This is a genomic window from Pedobacter sp. AC212 (genome assembly GCF_979258625.1).
The window spans coordinates 690,720-717,412 of sequence record NZ_OZ409870.1; the positions used below are offsets into that span (position 1 = coordinate 690,720).

21 protein-coding genes are annotated in these 26,693 nt (G+C 37.7%); 10 read left to right on the forward strand and 11 right to left on the reverse strand.

The features are described 5' to 3' along the window. Position 1 precedes the first annotated feature (1 nt). From ACZZZC_RS02950 to ACZZZC_RS02965, 4 genes are all read right to left on the reverse strand, one after another. Positions 2 to 1,933 (reverse strand): glycoside hydrolase family 88 protein, encoded by a 1,932-nt coding sequence (locus tag ACZZZC_RS02950; RefSeq protein WP_463486581.1) that lies wholly within the window; start codon positions 1,931 to 1,933, stop codon positions 2 to 4. Positions 1,934 to 1,938: 5 nt separating this feature from the next. Beyond that, positions 1,939 to 2,925 carry a glycoside hydrolase family 28 protein gene (locus ACZZZC_RS02955; RefSeq protein ID WP_463488226.1) on the reverse strand — a complete coding sequence of 329 codons (987 nt, stop codon included), beginning with the start codon at positions 2,923 to 2,925 and terminating at the stop codon, positions 1,939 to 1,941. Next, a complete protein-coding gene (locus tag ACZZZC_RS02960; protein WP_463486582.1) occupies positions 2,810 to 3,613 on the reverse strand; it encodes a glycoside hydrolase family 28 protein in 804 nt (267 codons plus the stop codon). The genes ACZZZC_RS02955 and ACZZZC_RS02960 overlap by 116 nt, the downstream gene beginning before the upstream one ends. Positions 3,614 to 3,772: 159 nt before the next feature. Next, positions 3,773 to 4,729, reverse strand: coding sequence for a pectinesterase family protein (locus ACZZZC_RS02965; protein WP_463486583.1), 957 nt, complete (start codon positions 4,727 to 4,729; stop codon positions 3,773 to 3,775). A 291-nt stretch (positions 4,730 to 5,020) separates the two neighbouring features. On the opposite strand from ACZZZC_RS02965, the gene ACZZZC_RS02970 reads away from it, so the two are divergent. Next, positions 5,021 to 6,652, forward strand: a complete 1,632-nt coding sequence (locus ACZZZC_RS02970; protein ID WP_463486584.1) for a glycoside hydrolase family 43 protein — start codon at positions 5,021 to 5,023, stop codon at positions 6,650 to 6,652. A gap of 484 nt (positions 6,653 to 7,136) precedes the next feature. Next, the gene (locus tag ACZZZC_RS02975; protein WP_463486585.1) at positions 7,137 to 7,925 is read left to right on the forward strand and encodes a rhamnogalacturonan acetylesterase; all 789 of its coding nucleotides are present in this window, start codon (positions 7,137 to 7,139) and stop codon (positions 7,923 to 7,925) included. A gap of 37 nt (positions 7,926 to 7,962) precedes the next feature. On the opposite strand, the gene ACZZZC_RS02980 is transcribed toward ACZZZC_RS02975, so the two are convergent. The 5 genes from ACZZZC_RS02980 to amaB all read right to left on the reverse strand — a co-directional run bounded on the left by ACZZZC_RS02980 (position 7,963) and on the right by amaB (position 14,722). Next, positions 7,963 to 8,397, reverse strand: a complete 435-nt coding sequence (locus ACZZZC_RS02980; RefSeq protein ID WP_463486586.1) for a carboxymuconolactone decarboxylase family protein — start codon at positions 8,395 to 8,397, stop codon at positions 7,963 to 7,965. 93 nt (positions 8,398 to 8,490) lie between these two features. Continuing rightward, positions 8,491 to 9,060, reverse strand: coding sequence for a Crp/Fnr family transcriptional regulator (locus ACZZZC_RS02985; RefSeq protein WP_463484774.1), 570 nt, complete (start codon positions 9,058 to 9,060; stop codon positions 8,491 to 8,493). Between the two features lie 49 nt (positions 9,061 to 9,109). After that, positions 9,110 to 9,892 carry a GLPGLI family protein gene (locus ACZZZC_RS02990; RefSeq protein WP_463484775.1) on the reverse strand — a complete coding sequence of 261 codons (783 nt, stop codon included), beginning with the start codon at positions 9,890 to 9,892 and terminating at the stop codon, positions 9,110 to 9,112. Between the two features lie 5 nt (positions 9,893 to 9,897). After that, positions 9,898 to 12,717 (reverse strand): outer membrane beta-barrel family protein, encoded by a 2,820-nt coding sequence (locus tag ACZZZC_RS02995; RefSeq protein WP_463486587.1) that lies wholly within the window; start codon positions 12,715 to 12,717, stop codon positions 9,898 to 9,900. A 463-nt stretch (positions 12,718 to 13,180) separates the two neighbouring features. Continuing rightward, positions 13,181 to 14,722 carry an L-piperidine-6-carboxylate dehydrogenase gene (gene amaB / locus ACZZZC_RS03000; protein WP_463486588.1) on the reverse strand — a complete coding sequence of 514 codons (1,542 nt, stop codon included), beginning with the start codon at positions 14,720 to 14,722 and terminating at the stop codon, positions 13,181 to 13,183. Between the two features lie 123 nt (positions 14,723 to 14,845). On the opposite strand from amaB, the gene ACZZZC_RS03005 reads away from it, so the two are divergent. Next, positions 14,846 to 17,356, forward strand: a complete 2,511-nt coding sequence (locus ACZZZC_RS03005; RefSeq protein ID WP_463486589.1) for a M1 family aminopeptidase — start codon at positions 14,846 to 14,848, stop codon at positions 17,354 to 17,356. Positions 17,357 to 17,419: 63 nt separating this feature from the next. Here ACZZZC_RS03005 and ACZZZC_RS03010 read toward each other — a convergent pair whose 3' ends face one another. Together ACZZZC_RS03010 and ACZZZC_RS03015 are read right to left on the reverse strand one after the other, a co-directional pair. Next, the gene (locus ACZZZC_RS03010) at positions 17,420 to 18,868 is read right to left on the reverse strand and encodes an ATP-binding protein (protein WP_463486590.1); all 1,449 of its coding nucleotides are present in this window, start codon (positions 18,866 to 18,868) and stop codon (positions 17,420 to 17,422) included. Between the two features lie 162 nt (positions 18,869 to 19,030). Beyond that, complete coding sequence (locus ACZZZC_RS03015; protein ID WP_463486591.1) at positions 19,031 to 19,495, reverse strand: nuclear transport factor 2 family protein; 465 nt, start codon at positions 19,493 to 19,495, stop codon at positions 19,031 to 19,033. A gap of 250 nt (positions 19,496 to 19,745) precedes the next feature. Between ACZZZC_RS03015 and ACZZZC_RS03020 the strand changes: the two genes are divergently transcribed. The 7 genes from ACZZZC_RS03020 to ACZZZC_RS03050 all read left to right on the forward strand — a co-directional run bounded on the left by ACZZZC_RS03020 (position 19,746) and on the right by ACZZZC_RS03050 (position 26,692). Further along, positions 19,746 to 21,149, forward strand: a complete 1,404-nt coding sequence (locus ACZZZC_RS03020; RefSeq protein WP_463484780.1) for a tetratricopeptide repeat protein — start codon at positions 19,746 to 19,748, stop codon at positions 21,147 to 21,149. Between the two features lie 60 nt (positions 21,150 to 21,209). Next, positions 21,210 to 21,977, forward strand: a complete 768-nt coding sequence (locus ACZZZC_RS03025; RefSeq protein WP_463484781.1) for a phosphosulfolactate synthase — start codon at positions 21,210 to 21,212, stop codon at positions 21,975 to 21,977. 84 nt (positions 21,978 to 22,061) lie between these two features. After that, positions 22,062 to 22,805, forward strand: coding sequence for a shikimate dehydrogenase family protein (locus ACZZZC_RS03030; RefSeq protein ID WP_463486592.1), 744 nt, complete (start codon positions 22,062 to 22,064; stop codon positions 22,803 to 22,805). Positions 22,806 to 22,865: 60 nt separating this feature from the next. Continuing rightward, positions 22,866 to 23,453: a gliding motility lipoprotein GldD gene (gene gldD, locus ACZZZC_RS03035; RefSeq protein ID WP_463486593.1), complete on the forward strand. Its 588-nt coding sequence runs from the start codon at positions 22,866 to 22,868 to the stop codon at positions 23,451 to 23,453. Between the two features lie 6 nt (positions 23,454 to 23,459). Further along, a complete protein-coding gene (locus ACZZZC_RS03040) occupies positions 23,460 to 24,761 on the forward strand; it encodes an alpha/beta hydrolase (protein ID WP_463486594.1) in 1,302 nt (433 codons plus the stop codon). Beyond that, on the forward strand, positions 24,758 to 25,396 hold the full coding sequence (locus ACZZZC_RS03045; RefSeq protein ID WP_463486595.1) for an MBL fold metallo-hydrolase: 639 nt from the start codon (positions 24,758 to 24,760) through the stop codon (positions 25,394 to 25,396). Before ACZZZC_RS03040 ends, ACZZZC_RS03045 begins: the two co-directional genes overlap by 4 nt. Positions 25,397 to 25,465: 69 nt before the next feature. Next, positions 25,466 to 26,692, forward strand: a complete 1,227-nt coding sequence (locus tag ACZZZC_RS03050; RefSeq protein ID WP_463486596.1) for an ABC transporter permease — start codon at positions 25,466 to 25,468, stop codon at positions 26,690 to 26,692. Position 26,693: the final 1 nt, after the last annotated feature.

A 26,693-nucleotide genomic window follows, 5' to 3' on the forward strand; every position in this document is an offset into this window, starting at 1 on the left:
GTTACTTTTTGCCAGGCACTTGCTTGATCAGCCAGTTCACTAAATCATTAGTGGCTTTATAGTTTTCTAAATCCTCCGGCAATTTTCTTCCATCAATGTATTCATTGTAAAACCAAGGATCGCCAACTGCGAAAACAGTTCCTTTACCATATTTTGCTGTCGCGATGAGTACATCTCCATTGTCCGTTAAAGCGGAAACCGCAGGACTTTTAGCCGCAATTGTCGAAATCTCTTTGATGTACACTTTCTTCGCTGTTTTAAAAATCGAGTTTCCTGCAGGGATTTTAACTGCACCCTGCTCAAAATTCTGTCCCTGAACTTTATTGCGGCTATCTTCGTTAAACTTGATTCCGAACAGCTCTGGCAACACGTTGAATTTGGTAATTTCACAGTTACCCACATCATTTAAAAGCAATACTAAAACGCCGCCCGCTTTTACCCATTCTGCAACTTGTTTGGCATGCTCAGCATTCATAAAGTTTGGGTTGGCAGTTTCCGTTTGCGTATCCGGATCGACAATGATATATATGTTGCTACCTTTTAAGTTCGTTGTGGTCGGGGCAGTTTTCAATGTCGACGTTTTTACACCCGCATCATTAAATACTTTGCCGAATAAAGAGAAGCCATTGTTATCATCCTCTTCCCATAAATAATGGAACGGAATTTTATCGCCCGTCGGGCCAGTCATGTACTCATTGTTGAAGAAATTATCTACCGTAACCTTTAAACCCTTTCCAGGTTTTGGCAAGGCAGCAACTTCCATTTCTGCAGCAGCACAAATAAACGCACCCATCCCTTTCGGGTCATTTGTAATTACCTTTTCACTGATGTAATATTCAAAACTTCCGTCGCGATAACGTGGTTTTCCTCCCAAACCAGAAACAGAAACGGTTTTGGTGAGATTAATGCGTTCTTGGCCAGCTTTCTCAACAAATTCTTTTTTTAAACCAGTGTAACCTTTGTTTGCGGCAGTCATAAACGGTTGTGGCAACCATCCGTTTCGCACTCCTTTGGCTAAACCATACACAAACATGCTTGAGGCTGAACTTTCCAGGTAATTACCTTTTCGCGTTGGCATATCTAAAATATCCCACCAAACGCCCGATTTTGCATCCTGATATTTTACAGTTGCTGTTGCTGTACGGTTTAAAATGGCTAACAACTCCTTGTATTTTGGGTGGCCTTTAGGAAAATTATCTAACACATCAACCAGTGCCATAATATACCAACCCATTGCCCTGCCCCAGAAGTTTGGCGAAAGACCTGTTTTTTTATCTGCCCACTTTTCTTCTCTACTTTCATCGTAACCATGGTAAAGCAAACCTGTTTTTGCATCCCGGGCATTTTTCTCCATCCAGATAAACTGATTTGCGATGTCATCGAAATCAGCATCTTTTTTCATCAGCTTTGCATATTCTGCGTAAAAAGGTTGGGCCATGTAAAGTCCATCCAGCCACATTTGGTTAGGATAAATCTTCTTATGCCAGAAACCACCTTCTTTAGTTCTCGGCTGTTTTTTAACTTGATCGTATAACTTATTAACCGCTAACAAATATTTTTGCTGGCCAGTAACTTTATACAACAGTAATAAAGCACGGCCATTTTTAATGTTATCGATATTAAAATCTTCTGCTTTATAAGTAGTGATGTTGCCTTCTTTATCCAAATAGGCATCCATCGAACTTTGGATGTATTTGAAATATTTCCCATCACCGGTATTGCGCCAAACCGCTGCAGCACCTTCCAAAACCACACCCATGTCGTACGACCATTTTGGTCCTTTTTTGCCTTTTAAAATAGTAGTATCCTGCCACAATTGTTCCATTGCGGTTAAGGTTAGCTGCTCAGAAAGTTTCTTTTGAGCAAATACACTTTGAGATAGAATTGAAAACCCTAAAAATGCAATAGCGATATATAAAAGTGATTTCTTCATGTTTGTTATTTTGAGATTTCCAATGCTTTTTTAGCTACTTCAGCTCCAATATTTGATTGTTTTTTGGCTTGCGAAACATTTGTTCCAGAAACTTTAACACCCTTGGTTTTTTCACCAGAAATATCGAACAATAAGGCCGAACCCTCTTTATATTTAAAACCATCAAAGTTGATGTTGTTGCCGTTCTGAATTTTTACCACCGGATTGGTATCCTCTGTAATCACATTTACATTTTTTAAATAAATGCCGGTACCTTCAATAATTTCCACACCTTTTTTTGCCTGGATGGTTACATTTTCCATGTAAATATCTTTAATGTTCATCTCAGGTAAACCCCGAACGAAAATGGCTTTTTCAGCGCCATTGGCTACTACATCTTTGATATAAATATTTTTAAACTGAGGAGTGGCTTCAGTTACCGGCACCACAACTGTTTTTATGGCTTCGCGTTTTTCACCAGCCAAAACAATTGGATCAACGGCAGCATAATACATGTCGAACAGAATCGCTTCACCAGGGATATGAATCATGTTGATGTTATTGATATAAATATTTTCTACTACACCACCTCTACCGCGGGTAGTTTTAAAGCGAATGCCAATATCAGTGCCGATAAATGAGCAATCATAAACCCAAATATTTTTAGCACCACCGCTCATTTCGCTTCCCACAACGAAACCGCCATGTGCGTGATAAACCACGTTGTTTCTGATAATTACGTTTTCAGTCGGTTTGCCACGTTTGCGGCCAGCTTCATCTCTACCCGATTTAATGCAGATTCCATCATCACCAACATCAAAAGTGCTGCCCTCTATTAATACATTTTTGCAAGATTCAATATCAACACCATCGCCATTTTGTGCAAACCATGGGTTTTTAACCTGCAAATTTCTTAATGTTAAGTCTTCGCAAAGCAAAGGATGTAGGTTCCACGCCGGAGAGTTTTGAAATGTAACGCCTTCTAAAAGGATTTTTTTGCAATTGGTTAGCACCAGCAAATTCGGGCGAAGAAAATCTTTTATACTTTGCAAATCGGCAGTGCTTTGTCCTGCGGCAACTACCCCTGCATTTTTGGTTTTCGAGCCTTTTTAGTGTTTTTTCTGAAGGATACCACATTTTTCCGTCTTCACTAACCAAGCCTCCGGAAGCCACTAATTTTTTCCACTGCGATTCGGTAAGTTTATCGCGTTTAACCATGCGCCAGGCACCGCCGTTTCCATCAATAATCCCCGAGCCTGTAATGGCTATGTTTTCTAAATCGAAACCTGAAATAGGGCTTTGGTTACGCCATGCTGGCTGTCCTTCCCAGTTGCCTTCTACTAATTTATATTGATTAAAATCATCAGTAAACTGAAGCAAAGCATCGCGTTTCAGGTGTAAATTTACGTTGCTTTTAAGTTCGATAGGGCCTGTTAACCATAAACCGCCAGGGATTAAAACCACACCGCCGCCTTTCTGACTAACCGCTGCAATAGCTTTGTTAATGCTTTCTGTATTTAACGAAACACCATCGCCTTTGGCACCAAAACTTACAATACTAGTGGTGTCAGCTTTAATATTTACCTGTTGGATAACGGGCATGCTGGGTTTCTGCTGCGCCATTGATGCGCTTACTGAAAACAAACAAATACATGCGAGGGCGATTTTAGAACGGTATAAACTACCAGAAATATGTTTCATTATTTGTACTGTTAAATTATACTTGGTTATCGTAATAACAAGTGTACGTTGTTTGCCGCTAAAAGCGAAGAGAAATCTATGCAAACGTTGCCGGAGAATAAAACAAGATTGAATATTTTAAATGTGATTTATAGATTGATAATCAGCTGCTTAGGTTAGCTATTTCCCTTCCGGATTCCATTCTCGGAAAACGTTTTCCAAAATGTAACTTTTATACTCAACTTCGGTGAGTTGGTGCGACCAATTTACCCGCTTTTTAGCGTTTGCACCTTTTCCTGTACTTTTGTATTCAGCGTAGTAAGCCGTTTGCTCATTGCTTTCTTTACCCCAATTATTCCAACCTTCGGGGCGGATAATTTCTGGAAGTTCACATCCTAAAAAAACAACTTTAGCGTAAGGCCTCCACGGGCGACCAAGATAAAAGCTATTGGCTGCGGCATCGCCAGTAATTTTACATTTATTAAAAACATAGCCATATTTTGTGGTATCGGATGTTGATGCAGCGGTAATATAACCTTGTTTTTTGCAATAAAGGGTGCAGTTTTCAAACCAGGCAGTGGCGGCACCGAAAATATAATCAACCGTACCTTCGATGTAACAGTTTTTGTAGTACTGACGGTTGTTTGCTCCATAAGTATAGAGCGTATCCTGAAATCCCAAAAACCTGCAATTCGTAAAGGTCGATTTATCTCCACCAGCCCAAACCGCTACAGCTTGTCCAACCGGACCAGATGAATTTTCAAATGTGATATTCTCCGCCGAAAATCCTTCACCGTAAATGTAAAAGCTCGATGAACCTGATGTTCCTTTATCTTCGCCAAAGGCATTTTTCTTTTGAGCATAATCATCGTAAGTTAAAATGGTTTCGTTTAAACTTTCGCCAATAAACTTTACATTTTTCTTCGAAGCTGCGAGGATTAATTTTTCTTTATAAATTCCTTTTTTGATAAAAATCACAGTAAGCTTATTTCTGAAGTCAGGCACTGCGTTAATGGCTTCTTGCACAGTTATGAAATTTCCGCTCCCGTCAGTAGCTACAGTGAAATCGGGCTTAACCTCGGTGGCAACTGCTGTTAAAGAAACCAGAGTAAATAAAAACAAGATGAATACTTTCATAAAGATTTGGTTAGCTAAAATTATTATGGGCACTGCAGGGATAAAATTCCAAGTGGCCGTTTTTTTAAAACATGTGATGAACAAGTTTAAACATTAAATCGCTTTCTGAACGAACTTATCTGAACTATAAATGCCGCAAACGATGTCGGGAACGATTGCACAGTAAAGGGTTGCGATAAAGTAAAAAAAGGTTTAATCTTGTTCTTAGCGCTTGAGCAGTCGTTATTTAAAGGCAAATATTTAGTGCTTTCCAAATACGTGATGGCTTTCCTAACCAAAATATAATTGATCATGAAATTCTTATTAACCCTTATTTTTACTTCTTACTTTTGCCTGAATTCTTTCGCACAGGCTCCGAAAGCAACTTATGTGTCTAAAGTTTGGGTTTCTGATCTGGGAAACGGGACCTATAAAAATCCGGTGATCAATGCCGATTATTCTGATCCGGATGCCATCAGGGTTGGTGATGATTTTTATATGATTGCCTCCAGCTTTGATGCTGTTCCAGGTCTTCCCATCTTACATTCAAAAGATTTGGTGAACTGGAAAATTATTGGTCATGCGCTAAAACGCCAGCCACCTTTTGAACATTTCGAAAAAACCCAACATGGAAATGGCGTTTGGGCACCTTCCATCCGGTACCGGAACGGAGAATTTTATATCTACTATCCTGATCCCGATTTCGGAATTTATGTAACTAAATCTAAAACGATAACAGGAGAATGGTCTGCTCCAAAATTGGTTGCCGCTGGCAAAGGATTGATCGACCCTTGTCCGTTTTGGGATGAAGATGGGAAAGCTTATTTAGCTTATGCCTATGCGGGAAGCAGAGCTGGTATTAAAAGTGTTTTGGCGGTAATGCCCCTAAATGCCGATGGTTTAGAAGCTACGGAATCCGGAAGAATTGTTTACGATGGCCATGAATTAGATCCAACCATTGAAGGGCCTAAAGTTTATAAGCGCAATGGGTATTATTATTTATTTGCACCGGCAGGAGGAGTTTCTACAGGTTGGCAATTGATATTGAGGAGCAAAAATGTTTATGGCCCTTATGAAAGAAAGGTGGCGATGGACGAAGGAAAATCTACGGTAAATGGGCCACATCAAGGCGCCTGGGTGAATACCCAAAATGGCGAAGATTGGTTTTTACATTTTCAGGATAAGGACGCTTATGGTAGGGTAGTTCATTTGCAACCCATGAAATGGATAAACAACTGGCCGGTTATTGGTGCAGACAAAGATGGTGATGGGATTGGCGAACCTGTACTCACCTACAAAAAGCCGAACGTGGGCAAGGTTTATCCGATAGAAACACCTGCCGAAAGCGATGAATTTAATTCCTGGCAATTGGGCTTGCAATGGCAATGGCAGGCAAACCAACAACCTACCTGGCTTTTCACAGATGCCAATAAAAGTGTTCTAAAGCTGTACACGGCGAAAATTCCAGACGAAGCTAAAAACTTATGGGATGTGCCGAACTTGTTGATGCAGAAGTTTCCAGCTGATGAATTTACTGTTACCACGAAAGTAAACTTTAAGCCAAATCCGAAGTTGGAAAATGAGCAAACCGGTCTGGTTGTAATGGGCAGAAGCTATGCTAAATTGAGCATCAAAAGTAAAAAAGATGGTATTTATTTATTTTATGGCGTTTGCCAAAGTGCCGACAAAGGAAAAACAGAGAACGAAAAGGAAATTGCAAAGCTTAAATCTGGTGTTGTTCATTTTAGGGTTAAGGTTTCAAACGGCGCCAAATGCCAGTTTAGTTATAGTGAAGATGGAAATAATTACAGCAATGTTGGCGATGAATTTCAGGCAACTGCAGGGCAATGGATTGGCGCAAAAGTGGGTTTGTTTGCCATAAGGGATACGCAGATTAATGATTCGGGCATTGGTGAATACGATTGGTTTAGAGTAGAGAAATAGCAAAGATAATCTGTGTGGAAACAGACCATGGAATGGCCTTGTCGTCATTTCGAGCGCAGCAGAGAAATCTTTGTAATTTAAAGAGCAAATCATGAACTTGACGCGTTTTTTTGTCTCACCAATTGAAATAGTGAAGTGATCTGTGTGGACACAGACCACGGAATAGACTCGTCGTCACTTCGAGCGCAGCCGAGAAATCTTTGTAATTCAAGAGGCAAATCGTGGACTTGACGCTGTTTTTTTGTCTCACCAACTGAAATAGTGAACTGATCTGTGTGGACACAGACTACGGAATAGACTCGTCGTCATTTCGAGCGCAGCCGAGAAATCTTTGTAATTCAAGAGGCAAATCGCGGACTTGACGCTGTTTTGTTGTCTTACCAACTGAAATAGTGAAGTGATCTGTGTGGACACAGACCATGGAATAGAATTTATTAAAGGCTGCAAATAACCAATTTTGCATTCACACAGATCTTATGAAAGCATGAAAAGATATAGATTTATAATCGCCGCAATGGCCATTGCAATAACGTTAATCTCGTTTAGCCCCAAGCCAAATCCTGTAAAAGTTTATCTCATTGGCGATTCTACTGTTGCCGATTATTCTTTGGAAAATAATTATCAACAAAAGCGTTTTCCTTTGATGGGTTGGGGCCAGGTTTTGCAACAGTTTTTAAGAAAGGACAGCCTTAAAAACCTGGGCAATTTACTACGAAGCGACAGTGCATTGGTAGTGGATAAAGCCAAAGGTGGGAGAAGCACCCGAACCTTTTTTAGCGAAGGGCGGTGGAAAGAAGTTACAGATTCTCTAAAGAAAAATGATCTGGTTTTAATCCAGTTTGGGCATAACGATGCCGCTAAAGATAAACCAGAGCGATATGTGGATATCCCCGGCTATAAAAATTTTCTTCGGATGTATGTGCTGGAAACCAAAGCCAAAGGTGCGGTGCCCATACTAATTACGCCCGTAACCAGAAATTATCCCTGGAAAGATGGAAAGTTGGGTAGCGCTCATGGCGAATATCCCCAGGCGGTTAAAGATGTTGCTGCAGAATTAAATGTAGCAATTATTGACTTAACATCACTTTCAGCAGCGCTTTTTACCTCAAAAGGAAATGATTTCGTAACGAAAAACTATTTCATGAATTTGGATTCTGGTAAATACGAGGCTTATCCAAAAGGGCAAAAAGACAATACCCATTTTCAACCTGAAGGCGCAAAAGCGGTGGCTAGATTGGTTTATGAGGAGCTTAAAAAAATGAAATCAAATTAAAAGGCACCAATATGCTTTAGTGCCTTTACTTTAACATTTAACTAACTGTTAATTTGGTGCTAATGGCAATTCTATTCCAGGCATTAATAGTCACAATGGCCATAATAATTTGAGCCAATGTTTTTTCATCAAAAAAGCTTGCCGCCTTGTTGTAAGTTTCGTTCGAAACGTGATTGCTAATCAAGGTAATTTCCTCTGTTAGTGCTAAAACCGCTTCCTCTTCTTTTGTAAATAAAGTAGTTTCTCTCCAGGCATTTAAAAGGTACAGCCGCTGTTCTGTTTCACCCATTTTCCGGGCATCAGCCGAGTGCATGTTCAAGCAAAATGCACAGCCATTAATTTGAGAAGCACGCAATTTAATAAGCTCCAAAAGGATAGGATCTACGGTGCTTGTTGATAAATATTTTTCTAAACCAAACATAGCTTGGTAAGCTGCTGGTTCTACTTTTTGGATGTTAATTCTATTTTCCATTTCTTTTGTTTTTTGATTACGATGTAAAGGTCATCATCTAAAAAATGAAAAAACTTAATGTAGATTAAGAAATGAAAAGGGTGTTTTTTAGGCCTACCGTTTGGCTCTGATTTTACTTAAAAATTCTGGCGTAAAGCCCAGGTAAGAAGCCAGCATATATTGCGGCACCCGCTGTACAAATTCAGGAAAAAGTTTGTTAAAGTTGGTATATCTCTCTTCAGCGGTTTGGCTATACAAATATTTGATTCTGATTTGTGAGGCTTGATGCAGTTTCTGATAAATTAGCCTAAAATATTTTTCCAATTTCGGGAGCTTTTCAAACATTTCCTGATAGTGATGATGTTCGATAGCGATTACTTCCGTTTGCTCGGCCGCCTGGATGAAAAAATCTGATTGCTTTTGAAAGATAAAGCTGGTTAAATCAGATATCCACCAATTTTCGATTGCAAATTGAGTGGTTTGTTCGGCTCCTTTAATGTCTATAAAATAAAGTCTTAAGCAACCTTTTACCACAAAATAATTCGCCCGGCAGGTTTCTCCAGCTTCTAGGAGATAAGCTTTCTTTTTAAACGAAAAAGATTTGAGTAGTGAAGTAAGAATATCTTGTTCTTCGCTACTCAAATCTATAAATTTATTAATATGAGTAAATAGTGCCTGGTACATTCTCGGTGATATAATGATGCTAATTTAGGCATAATTATATCACCGATACTTATAACGAAAAGGCTTTGTAGATGGGATGAGCATACTCTCCCCAATTCTTCATTGCGCCTAATAAAATAGTTTTCAAACCTTTATTATCTGTTGGTTTCCCTTTTACTGGTGCGGTTAAGTCTTTTTCCGGCACTGTAGTTTCGGTTACTTTTGTAGCAAACCAGGTTATATTTTCGTGGGGTAAAGCTAAGCCTAAAATCATCCCAGGCAAACCCGTAAACGACTCAGGGCCACCAGAAACCGCAATTTGATTCGAGTAATAAGCCACTACATAAACCGAATCCATAATCACGGCATTTGCCCGGCGACATTCGTAACCTGCAATTTCTCGTGTTTCATCTGTTATTTTCCAGTTGATTTTACGAACACTATCTTTAACTAAATAAGTATCCTCGTAAACATTCTTTTGAGTAATACTACTTTGCGTATCGAAATTAGTAGCGATGGTGTTTTTCAAATCCCCTAATACATCTGTATTTAACCAGTTATTATTCATTGTTTCTTCAACGGTTGGCCATTTGTATAAGCTTTTATCCCGGTTAAAACTTAAAGTGCTTTTGGCAACTTTAAATTGCGGATTGTTTTTCTTGTATTGCTCAAACGCCTGATTCATGTAGGTTTCATTGTCCTTATTGATTTTTTTCTTTATCAATGCGTACATGTTCGATCTCTTTTCAAACTCAATTACACCGTTTTGAATAAAGTGGATGTTTTGCGCTTGTAAAGTTTTGCTGATGAAAATAACAGCAAATAGAATGATATATTTAAGTGTAGTTTTCATGATGATTATTTTGAAGTTTTTAATCCGCCGCCCATTTTATTAAAATCCCAAATTACAGAGAACATAAAATAGCGCATGATGGTGGTGTAGCTGCTTTGGGTAATGTTTCCGTTGTAGGCTGTTCTATCGAAACCAACATTCTGATTTAGGATATCATTAACCGTCATCATTAATTTAAGGTTGTCTGATTTGAAAAACTTTTTGGTTAATGATGCATTCCAGAGTAAACGAGAGAAGGTTTCGTTAAACGTTTGGGTTTTTCCCCTAAACTCGTATTGTGCATCAGTATTAACTTCAAATTTACCAGGCAGTTGAACATTTCCAGAGGCATATCCGGTCCAGCCCCAACCATCGCTGTTGCCAAAATTACCTACACTTGCCCGTGAAATATTGTACGTTGGCCCAAAACGTGAATAGAAGCTGTATTTTTTCTCTACATATTTATTCAAGTTTATATCAAGCCCATAACTATAATTTTTGGTGTTATTGAGTGCTGTTGTAGCCACCCCATTGTTAACGGTAGTGATGTAATTATACGAAGAGTTGCCATTGCCATTTAATCCGATACCAGCGTTCATATCGAGGCCATTTATTTTTCTACTTGTTTGCGCATAAACATAAAAATTGGATGACATTTTATCGTTGATATTTACCGCTCTATAACTGCTTCTACCTGTATTTGCATCTGTGGTTACATCGCTCACAATTGGATTTGTAGTAAATGAGTAAGATCCGTATAAGTAAACGTTTTGATTTGTAAGTACCTTATATGAATTATAGTTTGCATTGATGTTACTTCTGAAAGATGGCCTTAAATCTGGATTACCCAACGAGATATTCAAGGGATCAGTATTTACACGAATAGGCTGAATCTGATCTAAAGAGGGTTGATTGGTATTACCATTGTAACTGATTCTGATCGATTTCTGTTGAGAGAACCTATACTGATACGAGGCTTGCGGCATATAATTTACAAACTTTCGGTTGTAAGTCACATTGTTGTAAAGGTCGGTTTGCTTAAAATCTACACCACTAAACTTAGAGCCAAAGTTGATTACCGTTTTGCCTTTTTTGTAGTTGAAAATAGCACCTCCTTGATTGATAATTTGATCCAATTCATAATCGTTACTAAATTCAGTATCCAAAATATCGTAGTTACCACTGGCAGATTGGTTGAATGATTTACGATCTGATTTGCCATTCATTAAGCTCAAACCGTAATTTACAATAACCGTCATGGTTTTTGATAAAGGTTCGGTATAGGCCAAATTTGATTTGAAGGCACTATTAGTAATATCGTTAACTTTATATTGATTAATCAAGCTGTCTCTTCTCCCTGTAACTTCATAAAAACTGTTTTCTGAGTTTAAATAGCCATCGCTATTACTCTTTGTAATAGACTGGTTTAAGTTTAATGAAAGTGTACGTCCTTTTTTCTGAAACCGTTTAGTAAGCAAGCCATTGATGTTGAACATCTGCTCATCCACCTTATTCTTTAAGGTTCTTTTTGTGGTGTTAAGTAAATCATTGTTTCCATCTGTACTCGAAGTATTGTAATCGTTAAACGTATTACTTTGTTTCAATGTGCCATCTACATTTACTTTTAATGTAAGTGTCGAATCGAGTTTTACTTCATAAGTTGCATCCAGCTTCTGTCTGAACATATCATTATCCGTATATTGATCAGAAACGTTGTTAATTACGCCAGAACTTAAGTTGTTTTGGCTGATGGTATTTCTATCGCCTTTAACTCTAATGGATCCGATTTTATAATTGGTATTTAGCGATTCTTTATCTTTATTCCATTTGCTATCGAAGTGTAAACCGCCGGTGCGGGCAACTGGAATTCCCTGCCCGTTATATTGTCCGTCGTAGCTATCAAAATCATCCGAACCACCAGAACTGAAATACATTCCACCATCGTCTGTCATCGTCATCCCGCTGGAGCCGCCATATTTATCCCGGTCATCCCAACCTAAACCTACAGTTCCATTGTTCCCTAAAATGCCATAAGCAGAGAATTTTTTCTTGCCCCAAAACTTGTTGAACATGAACTGACCATTATAAAAATCGTCGGTTCCGTATCCGCCCTGCACTTTCCCGAAATAGCCATTCTTTTTATCTTCTTTCAGTTTAACATTAAGGGTTTTGGTTTTTTCGCCATCATCAATTCCGGTAAAACTTGCCTGATCACTTGCTTTATCATACAATTGAACCGATTCTACCATGTCAGCACGAAGGTTTTTCGTCACTAATGTGGGGTCATCACCGAAGAACTCCTCACCATCAACCAGTACCTTTTGAACGGTTTTACCTTGTGCGGTTATTTTTCCATCCTTATCTACCTGAATACCTGGAAACTGTTTAATCAGGTCTTCAACCTTCGAATTTGGTTCAATGTTAAAAGCTTTGGGATCAAACTCCGTGGTATCACCTTTAATTTTAATGGCATTCCTGTTTCCTTTGATAATTACATCAGCAAGAATTTTTGCCATTCCGGTTAAATTGATTTTTCCATAATCTTTAACCTGCGTAGTAGAATCGAGGGTAAAATGATCAACAAAATCGGCGTACTTTGGATAAGAAACCAGGAGAATAAATTTTCCGTTTTTAATTCCGTTAAGTTCGAATGATCCATTTTCAGCTGATCGGGTAAATTTTACAAGTGTAGAATCTTTTGAATTCAAAATGGCGATTGTTGAACCCGCTAGAAGCGTGGTAGATGCCGTGTCGATAGTTCTTCCTTTAATGGAATGTAAACCTTGTGCATTTGCGCTAAAATTAATGAGCACAAAGCCGCACAGCAAGAGGAGAAGGCGTTTCATAGATTTGATTAGTTTTGTTTGCCGAATATAAAACTAATATTTTAGTTAAATTATATGCTTTAACCTTTTTTAACAATTATCTCGAAATCATTACATTACGGCTTGCTTTTCTGTAGCCAATAAAGATTGACTCTTAGATAATTACTGTGTTTTTGCCAGATAGGTCTGGCTTATTGTCGGGGTATATTGAAGGAGATATGCAATTATGGGAAGCGATTCTCAATTAAAATGGACGATTTTACTGTTTAAGAAAGTAATATCAAATCAGTACAAGACCTCGTTTGGCAAGCCATATTATAAAAATAATTTTAAAAGATTTTTGCGAAGATTGAAAAGGAGCTGCTAGGTTTAATCTAGCAGCTTTAATTTTAACGTCATTGCGAGGTACGAAGCAATCCTAATGCATTTCGTCTGAGAACACGTTGATAGGTGTAAGATTGCTTCACAACAACAAACCTCTTATTTACAAATCAAACTTTATGCCTTGAGCCAATGGCAGCGTATTCGAATAATTAATGGTATTGGTTTGTCTTCTCATGTAAGCTCTCCACGCATCAGAACCACTTTCTCTACCACCACCAGTTTCCTTTTCACCACCAAATGCACCACCAATTTCGGCTCCAGAAGTGCCAATATTCACATTTGCAATACCACAATCAGATCCTTTAGCCGATAAAAATTGCTCCGCTTCCCTTAAATTCAAAGTCATGATTGCAGATGATAATCCCTGTGGAACGCCATTTTGCAGAGCAATAGCTTCTTCTAAAGTTTTGTATTTGATCAAATATAAAATTGGCGCAAAAGTTTCATGTTGCACAATTTTAAAATCATTTTGAACCTCGGCAATGCAAGGTTTCACATAACAGCCACTGCTATAATGTTCGCCTGTCAAAATACCACCTTCAACCACAAATTTTCCGCCTTCTGCCTTACATTTTTGTATCGAATCGAGGTAAGCCGCAACCGCATCTTTATCAATCAGCGGACCAACGTGGTTGTTCTGGTCCAGCGGATCGCCAATGCGCAGCTGATCGTATGCTTTAACTAGTTTTTCTTTAAAGGCATCATAAACACTTTCGTGGATAATTAATCTCCTTGTTGATGTGCAACGCTGACCTGCGGTACCCACGGCTCCAAAAACCGCACCGATTAAGCTCATGTCTAAGTCGGCATGTTCGGAGATGATGATGGCATTGTTTCCACCCAGTTCCAATAAACTTTTACCTAAACGGGCTCCCACGGCTGCACCAACCTGTTTCCCCATTCGGGTAGATCCGGTTGCCGAAATTAATGGCACCCGACCATCATGTGTCATGAGTTCGCCAACAGCTTTATCCCCAATAATTAAATTGCAAACCCCCTCAGCAACATCATTCGCTTTTAAAACCTTTGCAATGATATGTTGACAGGCGATAGCCGTTAAAGGCGTTTTTTCTGATGGTTTCCAGATGCAAACATTCCCACAAACCAATGCCAAAGCAGCATTCCATGCCCAAACCGCTACCGGGAAATTAAAAGCAGAAATAATTCCTACAATCCCTAGCGGATGCCATTGCTCGTACATTCGATGGCTTGGGCGCTCACTGTGCATGGTTAAGCCATAAAGCTGACGCGATAAGCCCACAGCAAAATCGCAGATATCAATCATTTCCTGTACTTCGCCAAAACCTTCTTGTAAACTTTTCCCCATTTCGTAAGAAACCAGGGTGCCTAAAGCATCTTTGTTTTCTCTCAATGCATCGCCAAACTGGCGAACAATTTCGCCTCTTTTTGGAGCTGGAATAGTTTTCCAATCATTGAAAGCAATTTGAGCTTTTGCAATAATTGTTTCGTAATCTGTAGCGCTTGCAATTTTTGTTTCTGCAATAAGTTTACCATCAACCGGCGAGAAGCTTTCTAGTTTTTCAGCGTTCAATTCGCCTCCCCAATTGCTTCCGGTGCTGAAAGCAGCATTGCTTTCGGTAACACCCAGTTTGTTTAAAATGGATTGAATATCTGTATTCATATATCTAACGATTTACACAAAAAAACAAAAAATTAACATAAAGCAAGTTACATTTGGTTGTTTACTTTGTCATAATTCTTAACACATCGCTTTAAACACAACTGACTTATTAAAATATAAAATATGAATAAAAAATTTTTCATCTATAGCGCCATACTGGTTTCTATTTTGGCAACAAACACGCTTTCAGCTCAAGAAAAAACTGTAGATCAATCGGCAAATTTATCTGTTTATCGCGTAACGCCCACCAAAGTGAATGATCTGGTACATACCAAACTCGATGTATCTTTTGATTATGCAAAGCGCTATCTGTACGGTAAAGAATGGATAACATTGAAGCCTCATTTCTATGCAACCGATTCGTTAACTTTAGATGCCCAAGGGATGGACATCAAAACGGTTGCATTGGTAGGTGCGAAAGGAAATACCCCGCTAAAATATGTTTACGAAAACAATAAACTGTTTATCACCTTAAACAAAAAATATACAAACGCAGAAAAATATACGGTTTACATCGCTTATACGGCAAAGCCGGATGAATTAAAAGTGCAAGGCAGCGCTGCGATAACTGATGCAAAAGGACTGTATTTTATCAATCCTGACGGTGCAGATAAAGCCAAACCCATCCAAATCTGGACTCAAGGTGAAACGGAATCTTCATCGGCCTGGTTTCCAACAATTGATAAGCCAGATCAGAAAACCACTCAGGAAATTTCGATGACGGTTCAATCGAAATATACTACCTTATCCAATGGGAAATTGATCAGCCAGAAAGCCAATACCAATGGAACCAGAACAGATACCTGGAAAATGGATTTGCCACACTCACCTTATCTGTTTATGATGGCAGTGGGCGATTTCAAAATCACTAAAGATACTTACAAAGGCAAAGAAGTAAATTATTATCTAGAGCCAAAATATGCGCCATTTGCAAAGCAAATTTTCGGTAAAACGCCTACGATGATGAAATTCTATAGTGACATTTTAGGTGTAGATTATCCATGGAATAAATATGCCCAGGTGGTGGCCAGAGATTATGTATCGGGTGCAATGGAGAATACAACCGCTACTTTACATGGCGAACATATTCAAAAAACAGATCGTGAGTTATTAGATGGAAACGAAGAAGGTACCATTGCTCACGAACTTTTTCACCAATGGTTTGGCGATTACGTGACGGCAGAATCCTGGTCTAATTTAACCATGAACGAATCTTTTGCCACCTTTGGCGAAATTATCTGGCATGGATATGATGAAGGAAAAGATGCGGAAGATAAATCGCGATACGAAAAATTGCAGTCGTACATCAGCTCTACAAAAAATGGTGAAAGCCCGATTTTAGCTCGTTTTTATTATAAAGATAAGGAAGATATGTTTGATAATATCAGCTATGCCAAAGGCTCTGTGATTTTATATGCGATGAAAAATCAAATGGGTGATGCGGCTTTTTATAAAGGCTTGAACAAATATTTAACCACAAATGCGTTCAAAAATGGCGAAACACATCAATTGCGCCTGGCCATGGAAGATATTACTGGGAAAGACTGGAGTCCATATTTTAACCAATGGTATTATGCCGGCGGCCACCCAATTTTAGCTGTTGATTTTGGATATGAAAACGAAAAAGCAACGATTAAAGTAAAGCAGACACAAGATGCTGCAGTACAAAATTTTACATTGCCAGTGAAAGTAAATATTTATGCAGGCGGACAAAAAATTTCTAAAGAAATTTTAATCAGCAGCCGGGAACAAACTTTTTCTTTTGAGGTAAGCGCCAAGCCGGATTTAATTGATTTCGATGCCGATAAAATTGTAGTAGGGGAAATTAACGACAACAAAGTTGCCGAGAACTATTATTTCCAATATAAAAATGCACCAACTTATGCCAATAGGATTGAAGCTTTGCAATTTATCATGCAGAGTAAAGCTAAAAGCGGACAGAAAATTTTGTTGGATGCTTTGAAAGATAAATCAGGAGATTTAAGGGCTTTGAGTATTGAAGGGCTGAACTTAGATGATGCAGAAGTTAAAGCTGCTGCATTACCTTTATTACTACAAATGGCAAAAAGTGATAAAAATACCGAAGCAAGAGCGGCGGCAATTAATAAGTTAGCAGAAACAGGCGATCAAACCTACAAAGCCTTATTGGTTGATGGTGTTAAAGACAGATCTTACCGGGTGATTGCAGCCTCGGTAGCGGGTTTAACTAAACTTGAGACAGAAGAAGGATTAACAGCACTTTCCTCTTTAGATCAAGATACGAAAGACCATATTGCGTCATCAATAGCTGCTTTATACATCAGCGATCCAAAGGATGAGCATCAAGCATTTTATGATAATATTATGGAAACTGGCGATAAGAACAAGATTTTTGGAGTCATTGGACAGTATTTCCAGTATTTAAGGGCGAATACCAATCCAGCGGTAACCGAAAAAGGGGTTAAAAGCATAAGCAACGCTATTGAGCGATTGAAGCTGCAAAATTATTTAAACAAACAACTTTCTGGTGCTTACGCGGCAACAGCACAAGGCAAATCACAACAGGCCGGATCGGCTAGTGGTGAGGCGAAAACAAATCTAAATAAGCAAGCCGAAATCTTTAAGAAAGCTGCGGCAGATTTAGGGAAGGAATAATCAAAGAACATTTTCCAAAAAGCAAGCTCTGCAGGTGTGAAAATCTGTGGAGCTTTAATAATATTAAGACGATTTCTTTTCTAATGTGATCGCTCCAATATTGTATGCATAAACAGCTGCAGGAAGAAATGTTAATTCTACATCATCAACGGTTTTATTTGCCGAAATGTCAATACTGGTTACAAGAGAGGCTTTAAATCCATTTTTTTTGCAGAAAAAAAGAAGGCTATTTAGCTCTTTAATTTTATCAAAGTACCGATTGCTCCATTTTATTTCTACACACCACTGTGGTTTAAAAAGTTTATTATCTATTGATACCATATCTACCTCGCCCTCTGATCTTCCCATTTTCCATCTTGCATATTTAAGGTCCATATTTTCCCTATGCATCCACTGTGAAAAGATTGCAGTTTCTACCATATTGCCTGTTTCTTGATCAGTTTCTTCAATAGGCGAAAACAAAGCAGTTCTTAGCGATGGATTAGTTAGGTAGACCTTAAAACTCGTTATTCTTTTAAACCTTTTTGCATTATCGTCGACCTTATAAATTACTTTAATCAAGAAAGCAGCTTCGAGATATTCAAGATATTTCTTGATAATTTCCTTTTGAATACCGCTTTCTTTGGCTATTCTTTCGAATGAAAATTCATGGCCAGTATTATAAGCTAGATAACTAAAAAAGCTATTTAATTCTTGAACATCTTTAATGCCATATAAACTAGGTAAATCCCTCAGCAGTACCTTATCAACGATATCATTTTTCACATATCTGCCCATATCACTCTGTATTTTTTCAGATAATACAACTTCTGGATAACCTCCAAAATTTAGGTATTGAAAAAATTCTTTGTTTAAAGCTTTATTATCATGTGTGGTATAATAGGGTATCTTTTTTCCTGCATATAATATTTCTCTTAGGTGAATAAGATTATTGAGCTCTTTCAAATGGATATATTCATGGAATGTTAGTGGTGGTAGCATAAAATCAGTGAATCGACCAGCACCACTTTCAGAACTTTGTAGTCGCAAAGCTGCTGCTGCTGCTGAACCTGAAACTATGAACTTTGTTGTAGGATATAGGTCGACAAGAACCTTTAAATGCCGTTCCCAATCCTTAAGATATTGGATTTCGTCAAAAAAGATAAAACATCCTTCGAGTGAGTGAAGTTGAATGGCGTTTTGTGATAATATGAGCAAATCTTCTAAGCCCAAATTCATATAAATGGGATTGTCTATTCCAATAAAAACAATTTTCTGTGGATCTACTTTCTCTTTGATTAATTGATCAATAGCATGGAACATCATTACCGTTTTTCCTACTCTACGCGGCCCCATAAGTACAATAGCTCGCTTTATTTCGATTTCTTTTACATGCGGGTAAAATAAATCAAAATAGAGTCTTCTTGACATGTTTTGGTATATAGCCTGAACTTCCCCAGTTCTCCACCAAGGATTTTCATACTGTAAACGTTGTATACGCTTTTCGGTCGGAATAGTGAAGTTTAAATCCATTTTCTTTGTTATATATACGCAAATGTAATAATAGCTTCTTAAATTAACTCTTATTATAACCAAAAAGAAAATTAAGTGGGATTTAATGCTGATAGATTCTTCTAATATTACATGCTATTTACATTACTTGATAACAATTGTTAATGTAGTAGAGACAAATATTTATTGAACTAAAGACCCACAAGCATCTTTCCTCCTTGTATCAATCAGATAAACAATTTGCCAGCCTTTATCGCCTTTTACCAACTGAAACGAATTAACTCCGCAATGGCTAAACTTTTCATCAACATAAAAACCATAATCGGTCCAAACAGAAGCCAGTGGGCCATCTATTAATATTTTGGTAAACACAATTCGCTCATCGAATTTTTCTTTGTGAGGGGAGCCAATAAACTTGATAAAGCCATCTAATTTCTCTGTGCGAACAGCTGTACTGCCATTTTTGTTCACAATGGTTTGCATGATACAATCTTTGGCAAAAGCAGATCTCGCCAGAGTGCTGTCACCATTTTTCATTCCGGTAAACAAATTATTTACAGTTTGCTTAATCTCATTCTCTTCGCTTTGAGCAAATACACCTGTGCCTATAAAACTCAATAAAACTGCTAAAAAGGCGCATCTTTTCATGACTTCTCGATTACGTTACTCCCATAAATTTATATTATTTTTGTGAAAGAAGGGAAAAGGAACCGCGATGTTGATAAAAGGAATTCATTATCCACACATCTTAATCACACTTAATAAGCTTTATTTTCAGCTATTTACGCTTGTTTTAACATTTGATGTTAATAATTATTTATTAAATCGATAATTAAAATCAGTAAAATTATAATGTGTTTTTCTGCGAATTGGCACGGTTCTTTAATAGTTATTAAATATGGAAGAAGAATTCTTTTTTGAATCCAACGAAGACGCACAACGCTCTGTAGAACGTTATGAAGAAATGCTCCGCAACCAGGATCAGTATTTCTTCGATGCCGGTGCTTTCGAATATATTGTAGATTTTTACATCGAAAAAAACGATCCGGTTAAAGCTTTGCAGGTAGTTGAGTTTGCAATTAGCCAGCATCCATATGCAACCGTTTTTTTGATTAAACAAGCACACTTATATATTTTAACCAATAATAATGAGCAGGCATTTATCTCATTGCAGAAAGCCGAATTATTAGAACCATCAGAACCTGATATTTATTTGCTTCGTGGTAATATTTTTCAAAATACCGAGCGTTTTAGCGAGGCTTTGGAAAACTACGAAAAAGCATTACTCCTTGCTGAAAGTACAGACGAAATTCTGTTGCAAATTGCTTATGTACATCAGAGCATGGGCGATTATGAAAGTGCAATTACCTACATTAAGTTAAGCTTGGAGCAAAATATGGAAAACCAGGATGGCTTGTACGAGCTGGCTTTCTGTTATGATGTGCTTGATAAACAAGAAGAAAGCATTAAGTTTTATCAGCAGTACATTGATACCGATCCTTACTCTTATGCCGCCTGGTATAACTTGGGTAACAGTTTTCATAAACTAAATCTTTTTGAAAAAGCAATTGATGCTTATGATTATGCAATCTTAATTAAAGAGGATTTTAGTTCGGCTTATTTTAACAAAGGAAACGCATTAGTGCAGTTGGATAAATACGATGAGGCTATTGAAGTGTACAAGCAAACCTTTGAGTATGAGCAACCCAATGCAGATACTTATTGTGCCATTGGAGAGTGCTATGAAAAGCTCGAGAAGATGGATGAGGCCCGTTCTTATTACAAAAAATCGGTAAAAATGGATCCGAAAATGGCTGATGCCTGGTTCGGAATCGGGGTTACTTTAAACCATGAAGAGCGTTATTTCGAGTCGCTGCATTTTTATAAAAAAGCAATCGATTTGGAAGCGGAGAATGCCGATTTCTGGTTTGCAATGGCTGATGCCTATTACAAACTTGGGCAAATTGAGGAATCGATAGTAGCTTACGAAAAAGTTTTGGAGTACAATCCACTTGATATTGAGGCGTGGCTGGATTTTAGTACGGTGCTTTATGAGCAGGGAAAATTGCTGGAAGCATCGGAAACAATGGCCGAAGCAATAAAAAATAATCCCGAAGCTGCAGAATTATATTACCGAATGGTGGCGTATCTTTTTGCCATGGGAAATTATGCTGATGCACTCGGTTATCTGGAAACTGCTTTAACAACCGATCCTGATAAGCATTATATTTTGTTTGAATATTTGCCACAGTTACAGGATAACAGTGCCATTATCAACGTGATAAACCGATATATCAGGTAACAGTCTTGTGAGAAAAATTTAACAAATAAATCTGAAAATTTTTTTCACTTTTGTACGCATATGAATTACCCATTATTAAACGTTCCTGAACGTCCATCTAAACCTCGCCAAAGCGGCTATACAATGGTTATGGATAAGGGATTAAGCCTTCGCCAGGTAGAAGATTTTATAGAAGTTGCCGGCGTTTATACAGATATCGTAAAATTAGGTTGGGCTACATCACACGTTACACCAAACCTTAAAGAGAAATTAGCTTTATATAAAAGTGCAGGCATTCCTACTTATTTTGGTGGAACGCTTTTCGAAGCCTTTATTATTCGTAATCAATTTGAAGATTATCAGCGCATTTTAGACCAATACGGAATGGAATATGCAGAGGTTTCTGATGGATCAATAGAAATTGAACATGACTTAAAGTGCGGTTACATCAGCGAATTAGCAAAACAGGTAACTGTAATTTCTGAAGTCGGAAGTAAAGATGCAGCAAAAATTTTCGCTCCATACAAATGGATTAAATTAATGCAGGCAGAAATTCAGGCAGGATCTTGGAAAGTAATTGCAGAGGCTCGCGAAGGCGGTAATGTTGGTATTTATCGCGGAAGTGGTGAAGTGAGGGAAGGTTTGGTTGATGAAATATTAACTCAAATTCCAGAAGAAACCATCATTTGGGAAGCACCTCAAAAAGAACAACAGGTTTGGTTTATCAAACTAATTGGAACAAACGTAAACTTGGGCAATATCGCCCCGGCAGAAGTTATTCCTTTAGAAACTATTCGTTTAGGCTTGCGAGGAGATACTTTTGATTACTTCCTCAACCAAACTAAATAATCTATATCGTTACTATCAATTAAAAAGCAATCTTATTGAACGATCAATGGGTTGCTTTTTGATTCGCATAATGCATCATTGCTTATGAAAACATACGGCTTAATTGGATTTCCATTATCCCATTCCTTTTCAAAAAAGTACTTTACCGAAAAGTTTGCCAATGAAAAAATTGCCAATCATCAGTATGAACTTTTCCCCATAGAGGATATAAAATCTTTAGCTGATCTGCTCTCTGAAAATCAGTCGCTTCGCGGATTAAACGTTACTATACCTCACAAAGTTAGTGTATTACCGTTTTTAAATGAGATTGAAGTAGCTGCAGAAAAAATTGGAGCCGTAAATTGTATCTGTATTAAAAGATTTGAAGGCGAAACCTATTTAAAGGGTTTCAACACAGATGCCTATGGCTTTCAGAAATCACTGGAACCTCTTTTAGCTAACCATCACCGTAAAGCATTAATTTTTGGCGATGGTGGTGCCGCGAAGGCCGTTAAGTATGTTTTGGAGAAATTAGGTATTGAATACCGGATAGTGGTTCGCAAACCTGTTGAAGGCACAATTTTATATTCAGAAATTACGGCAGAGATTTTAAAGTCGCATAAATTGCTCATCAATACCACTCCACTGGGCATGTCGCCAAATACAGATAGCTTTCCTGATATCGATTATACTCAACTTGGAGCTGATCATTTGGCTTATGATCTGGTTTATAATCCTTTAGAAACTGCGTTTTTGGCAAAAGCTGCGGTACAGGGCGCTCAAATAAAGAACGGACTGGAAATGCTTTACAAACAGGCAGAAAAAGCCTGGGCTATTTGGAATAAATAGTTTAACTTATCCCTGTTGTCAATTGCTTTTATCTAGGGAAGCAAAATATTCCAGAATGTTATGAAATTCAAACCCTTAATATTTATCGCATTCATTGTAGCCTTGGCCTGTTTTGCTTGTCAAAACAATGATTATAGTCCGAAACCAAAGGGCTACTTCCGAATTGAATTTCCAAAGAAAGCCTACACAGAATTTAACAAGCCTGTTCCCTATCAATTTAAATATCCTGTCTACGCACACTTGGAAAAGGATCAAAGTAGAGATGCTAGGGAGAATTGGTACAACTTACATTTTAAGCAATTTAACGGCTACCTGCACCTCACCTATTACGACGTTTCGGGTAAAGGGGAATACAACCAGATGGTTGAAGATGCGAGGAAACTGGCTTTTAAACATACCATTAAAGCGAGCGCCATCGATCAGCGAATCATCAATTATCCAAAACAAAAGGTCTACGGCATTTATTATGCCATAGAAGGTAATACCGCTTCATCTGTTCAGTTTTTTTTAACTGATAGCGCTAAACATTATTTCAGAGGCGCTTTATATTTTAACGAGCGACCGCAATTTGATTCGATTGCACCGGTAGTGAAATTCATTAAGACGGATATTGATACCTTGATCTCTACGTTTAGATGGAAAAATTAAAGCTTTATGCGTAAAATTCCTTTACTTATTATCGGCTTATTCCTGATTACTCGAACTGCCTATTCACAATTAGATAGTACGCTGGTACAGGCCAATCAATTTTTCAACTTTTTTATTGGTGGAGATATAGAGAAAGCCTACCCTTACTTCGATAATGAGTTTCAATCAAAAGTAAGTTTTGAACAGATTAAATTGTTACAAAGGCAATTTCTAACGAGTTACGGCGATTTTAAATCAGTAATTAAAACAAGTCCTTACACTCAAAAGAATGTAAAATATGTACTTCTTACCGTTGCTTTTGATCGGGCAAAGCCAGTTTTCGCTTTAACAATAAATAATGAAAATAAAATAACCGGACTTTTTACCACAGCCGAGAACTATATTACCAAGTATACTGATCCCAATTATGTGAAAAAGGATAGTTATCTGGAAGAAAGTATAGCTATAGAAACTGGAGAATTCAGATTACCAGGTTTGTTAACACGACCAAAAGTAGGTGAAAATTATCCTGTTGTGGTATTAATTCATGGTTCTGGTCCTCAAAATATGGATGAGCAAACTGGCAACTTAAAGCCATTTCGCGATTTGGCTTTAGGTTTGGCAGCGAAAGGAGTTGCAACAATAAGGTATGATAAACGCACACGTATTTATGGCAAAAAATCGACTGCTGATGGGCAAAATATTGGGGTGAAGGATGAGGTAGTCGATGATGCTACATCTGCAATTTTGTTCGCTCAGAAATTAGATAAAGTAAACCCAAAAAAAATTGGTTTGCTGGGACATAGTTTAGGCGCACAACTGGCCCCAGAAATTGCTTTAAACAATAAGTTATTGTCGGGAATTATAATGTTGGCAGCTCCTGCCCGAACGATTGGTGAAATGCTGAACGAACAATTTCGCTACTTAATAAAGGATTCTGCAACACTGGAGCAAAACTTAAAACTAGCGGCAGAAATTGCTCATGCCGACACGATAAAGAACCAAAATAAAGTGCTTTTAGGAGCAAATGCAAGCTACTTTACTGAGCTTAATAAGCGAAATCAAGTTTTAACAGCGAAAAGATTAAAGTTGCCTATATTAATCTTACAAGGTGAGAGAGATTATCAGGTTACCATAACCGATCTCAATATCTGGAAAAAGGCAATTGGAAAATCCAAAAATGTAGTGATCAAGAGCTATCCAAAGCTCAATCATTCTTTCACTGAGGGAGAGGGTAAGTTAAGTATTCCAACAGAGTATAATATTCCAGCAAATATTCCAGAATATGTTATTATTGATATCTCTAATTTTATTCACAGCAACCTATGATTACCGTAAAAACATTCACATTCAACGCTTACAGTGAAAACACCTATGTTCTTTATGATGAAACCAAAGAATGTGTGATCATCGATCCAGGCATGTACGAAGGTTATGAGCAAAATGAATTAACAGCTTTTGTTAAGCAAGAAAATCTTAAACCAGTTTTGTTGTTAAATACACATTGTCATCTCGATCATGTATTCGGGAACAAGTTTGTATTTGATACATATGGTTTAAAGCCAAAATTTCACAAAGGTGAACTGCAGGTGCTGGAAGCGGTGCCGAGTTATGCGCCGTCTATGGGTTTTGGTAAATATGAAGTTTCGCCCTTACCAGATGAGTTTTTGCCTGAAACCGGAACCGTCGCTTTCGGAGATAGCACATTAGCATTAATTTTTGCTCCAGGGCACTCGCCTGCACATTTATGTTTTTATAGCAAAGCTGATGCGGTTTTGATAGGTGGCGATGTATTATTTTATGGAAGCATAGGAAGAACAGATTTGCCTGGAGGAAATCATCAGCAACTAATTCAAAACATTTCATCAAAACTTTTCGTTTTACCCGATGAAACTAAGGTTTACCCAGGGCATGGTCCTGCCACAACTATTGGTTTCGAAAAACAACACAATCCTTTTTTTTAAAATGCAGAATAGATTTATAGTCTCCTTTACTCTCTAAGCCTTCAATCATTTAATAACTATCTTTACCCGGTGAATACAGCGCTATATATTGCTAAACGTTACTTGTTTGCGGAAAAGTCTACCAATGCCATTAACCTGATATCGGGCATATCAATGGTTGGTGTTATGGTGGGTAGCGCCGCTTTGATTATTATCCTTTCGGTTTTTAATGGTTTAGAAACGGTAGTGCTGGGTATGTTTGATACCATTACACCTCAAATAGCCATTACACCGGCCAAGGGAAAAACCTTCGATCCAAATACGGCCTATTTTAATGCATTAAAGAAAAGCAAAGATGTTTATGCTTTCTCAGAGGTGTTACAAGAGAAGGCGCTTTTAAAATATAATGATAAACAGGCTGTGGGCTTGGTTAAAGGTGTAAGTGCCGATTACTTGAAAAACACAAAATTAGATAGTACCATCAAAGAAGGTAGGTTTGTCCTACAAAATAAAAGTGGCTTTAATGGTGTGATGGGTTCTGCATTGCAAAGTTATTTGGCAGTAAATACGTTAGATCCCTTTACCGAATTGGAAATTTATTCGCCCAAGAAAGATATTTCGGTAAACTCTTTAAATCCTACAGATGATTTTATTGCTAAAAGTATTCGCGTAAGTGGCGTATTTGAGGTACAGCAAGAGTTTGATAATGGCATTATCGTTCCCCTCGCTTTTGCTAGAGAACTACTTGATGAAAGTAAAAATGTTTCTGCCATCGAAATTGATTTCAATCCGAATGTTGATGTAGATAGTTATAAAGATCAGATCGCTGAAAAGCTTGGAACTGCTTTCGTGGTAAAAAATAGGGCAGAACAAAATAGTTCTCTGCATCATATTTTCAATTCAGAAAAAAGTATGGTATACATTATCTTAACATTTATTTTAATAATTGCTATATTTAATATTGTTGGCTCCCTAACCATGTTGGTTATAGATAAAGTAAAAGATATAGCTATTTTAAGTAGTTTAGGCGCAAGCAAAAAACTTATAAAACGTATCTTTTTACTGGAAGGAATGATGATCACCATGTCAGGCTGTGTATTTGGTCTTTTAATTGGTATCGGCTTTTATTATGTTCAACATACATTTGGTCTAATCAAAATGGGCGAAGGAACTTTGGTGAATTCCTATCCTATCGCACTGAAGTGGAAAGACTTTATTTTAGTATTTATCACAGTGGGCACTTTTTCATTTTTGGCATCTGCTTTGTCATCAAATCTTAGTGTTAAAAGGATAGATCAGATTAATCAAAATATATAGG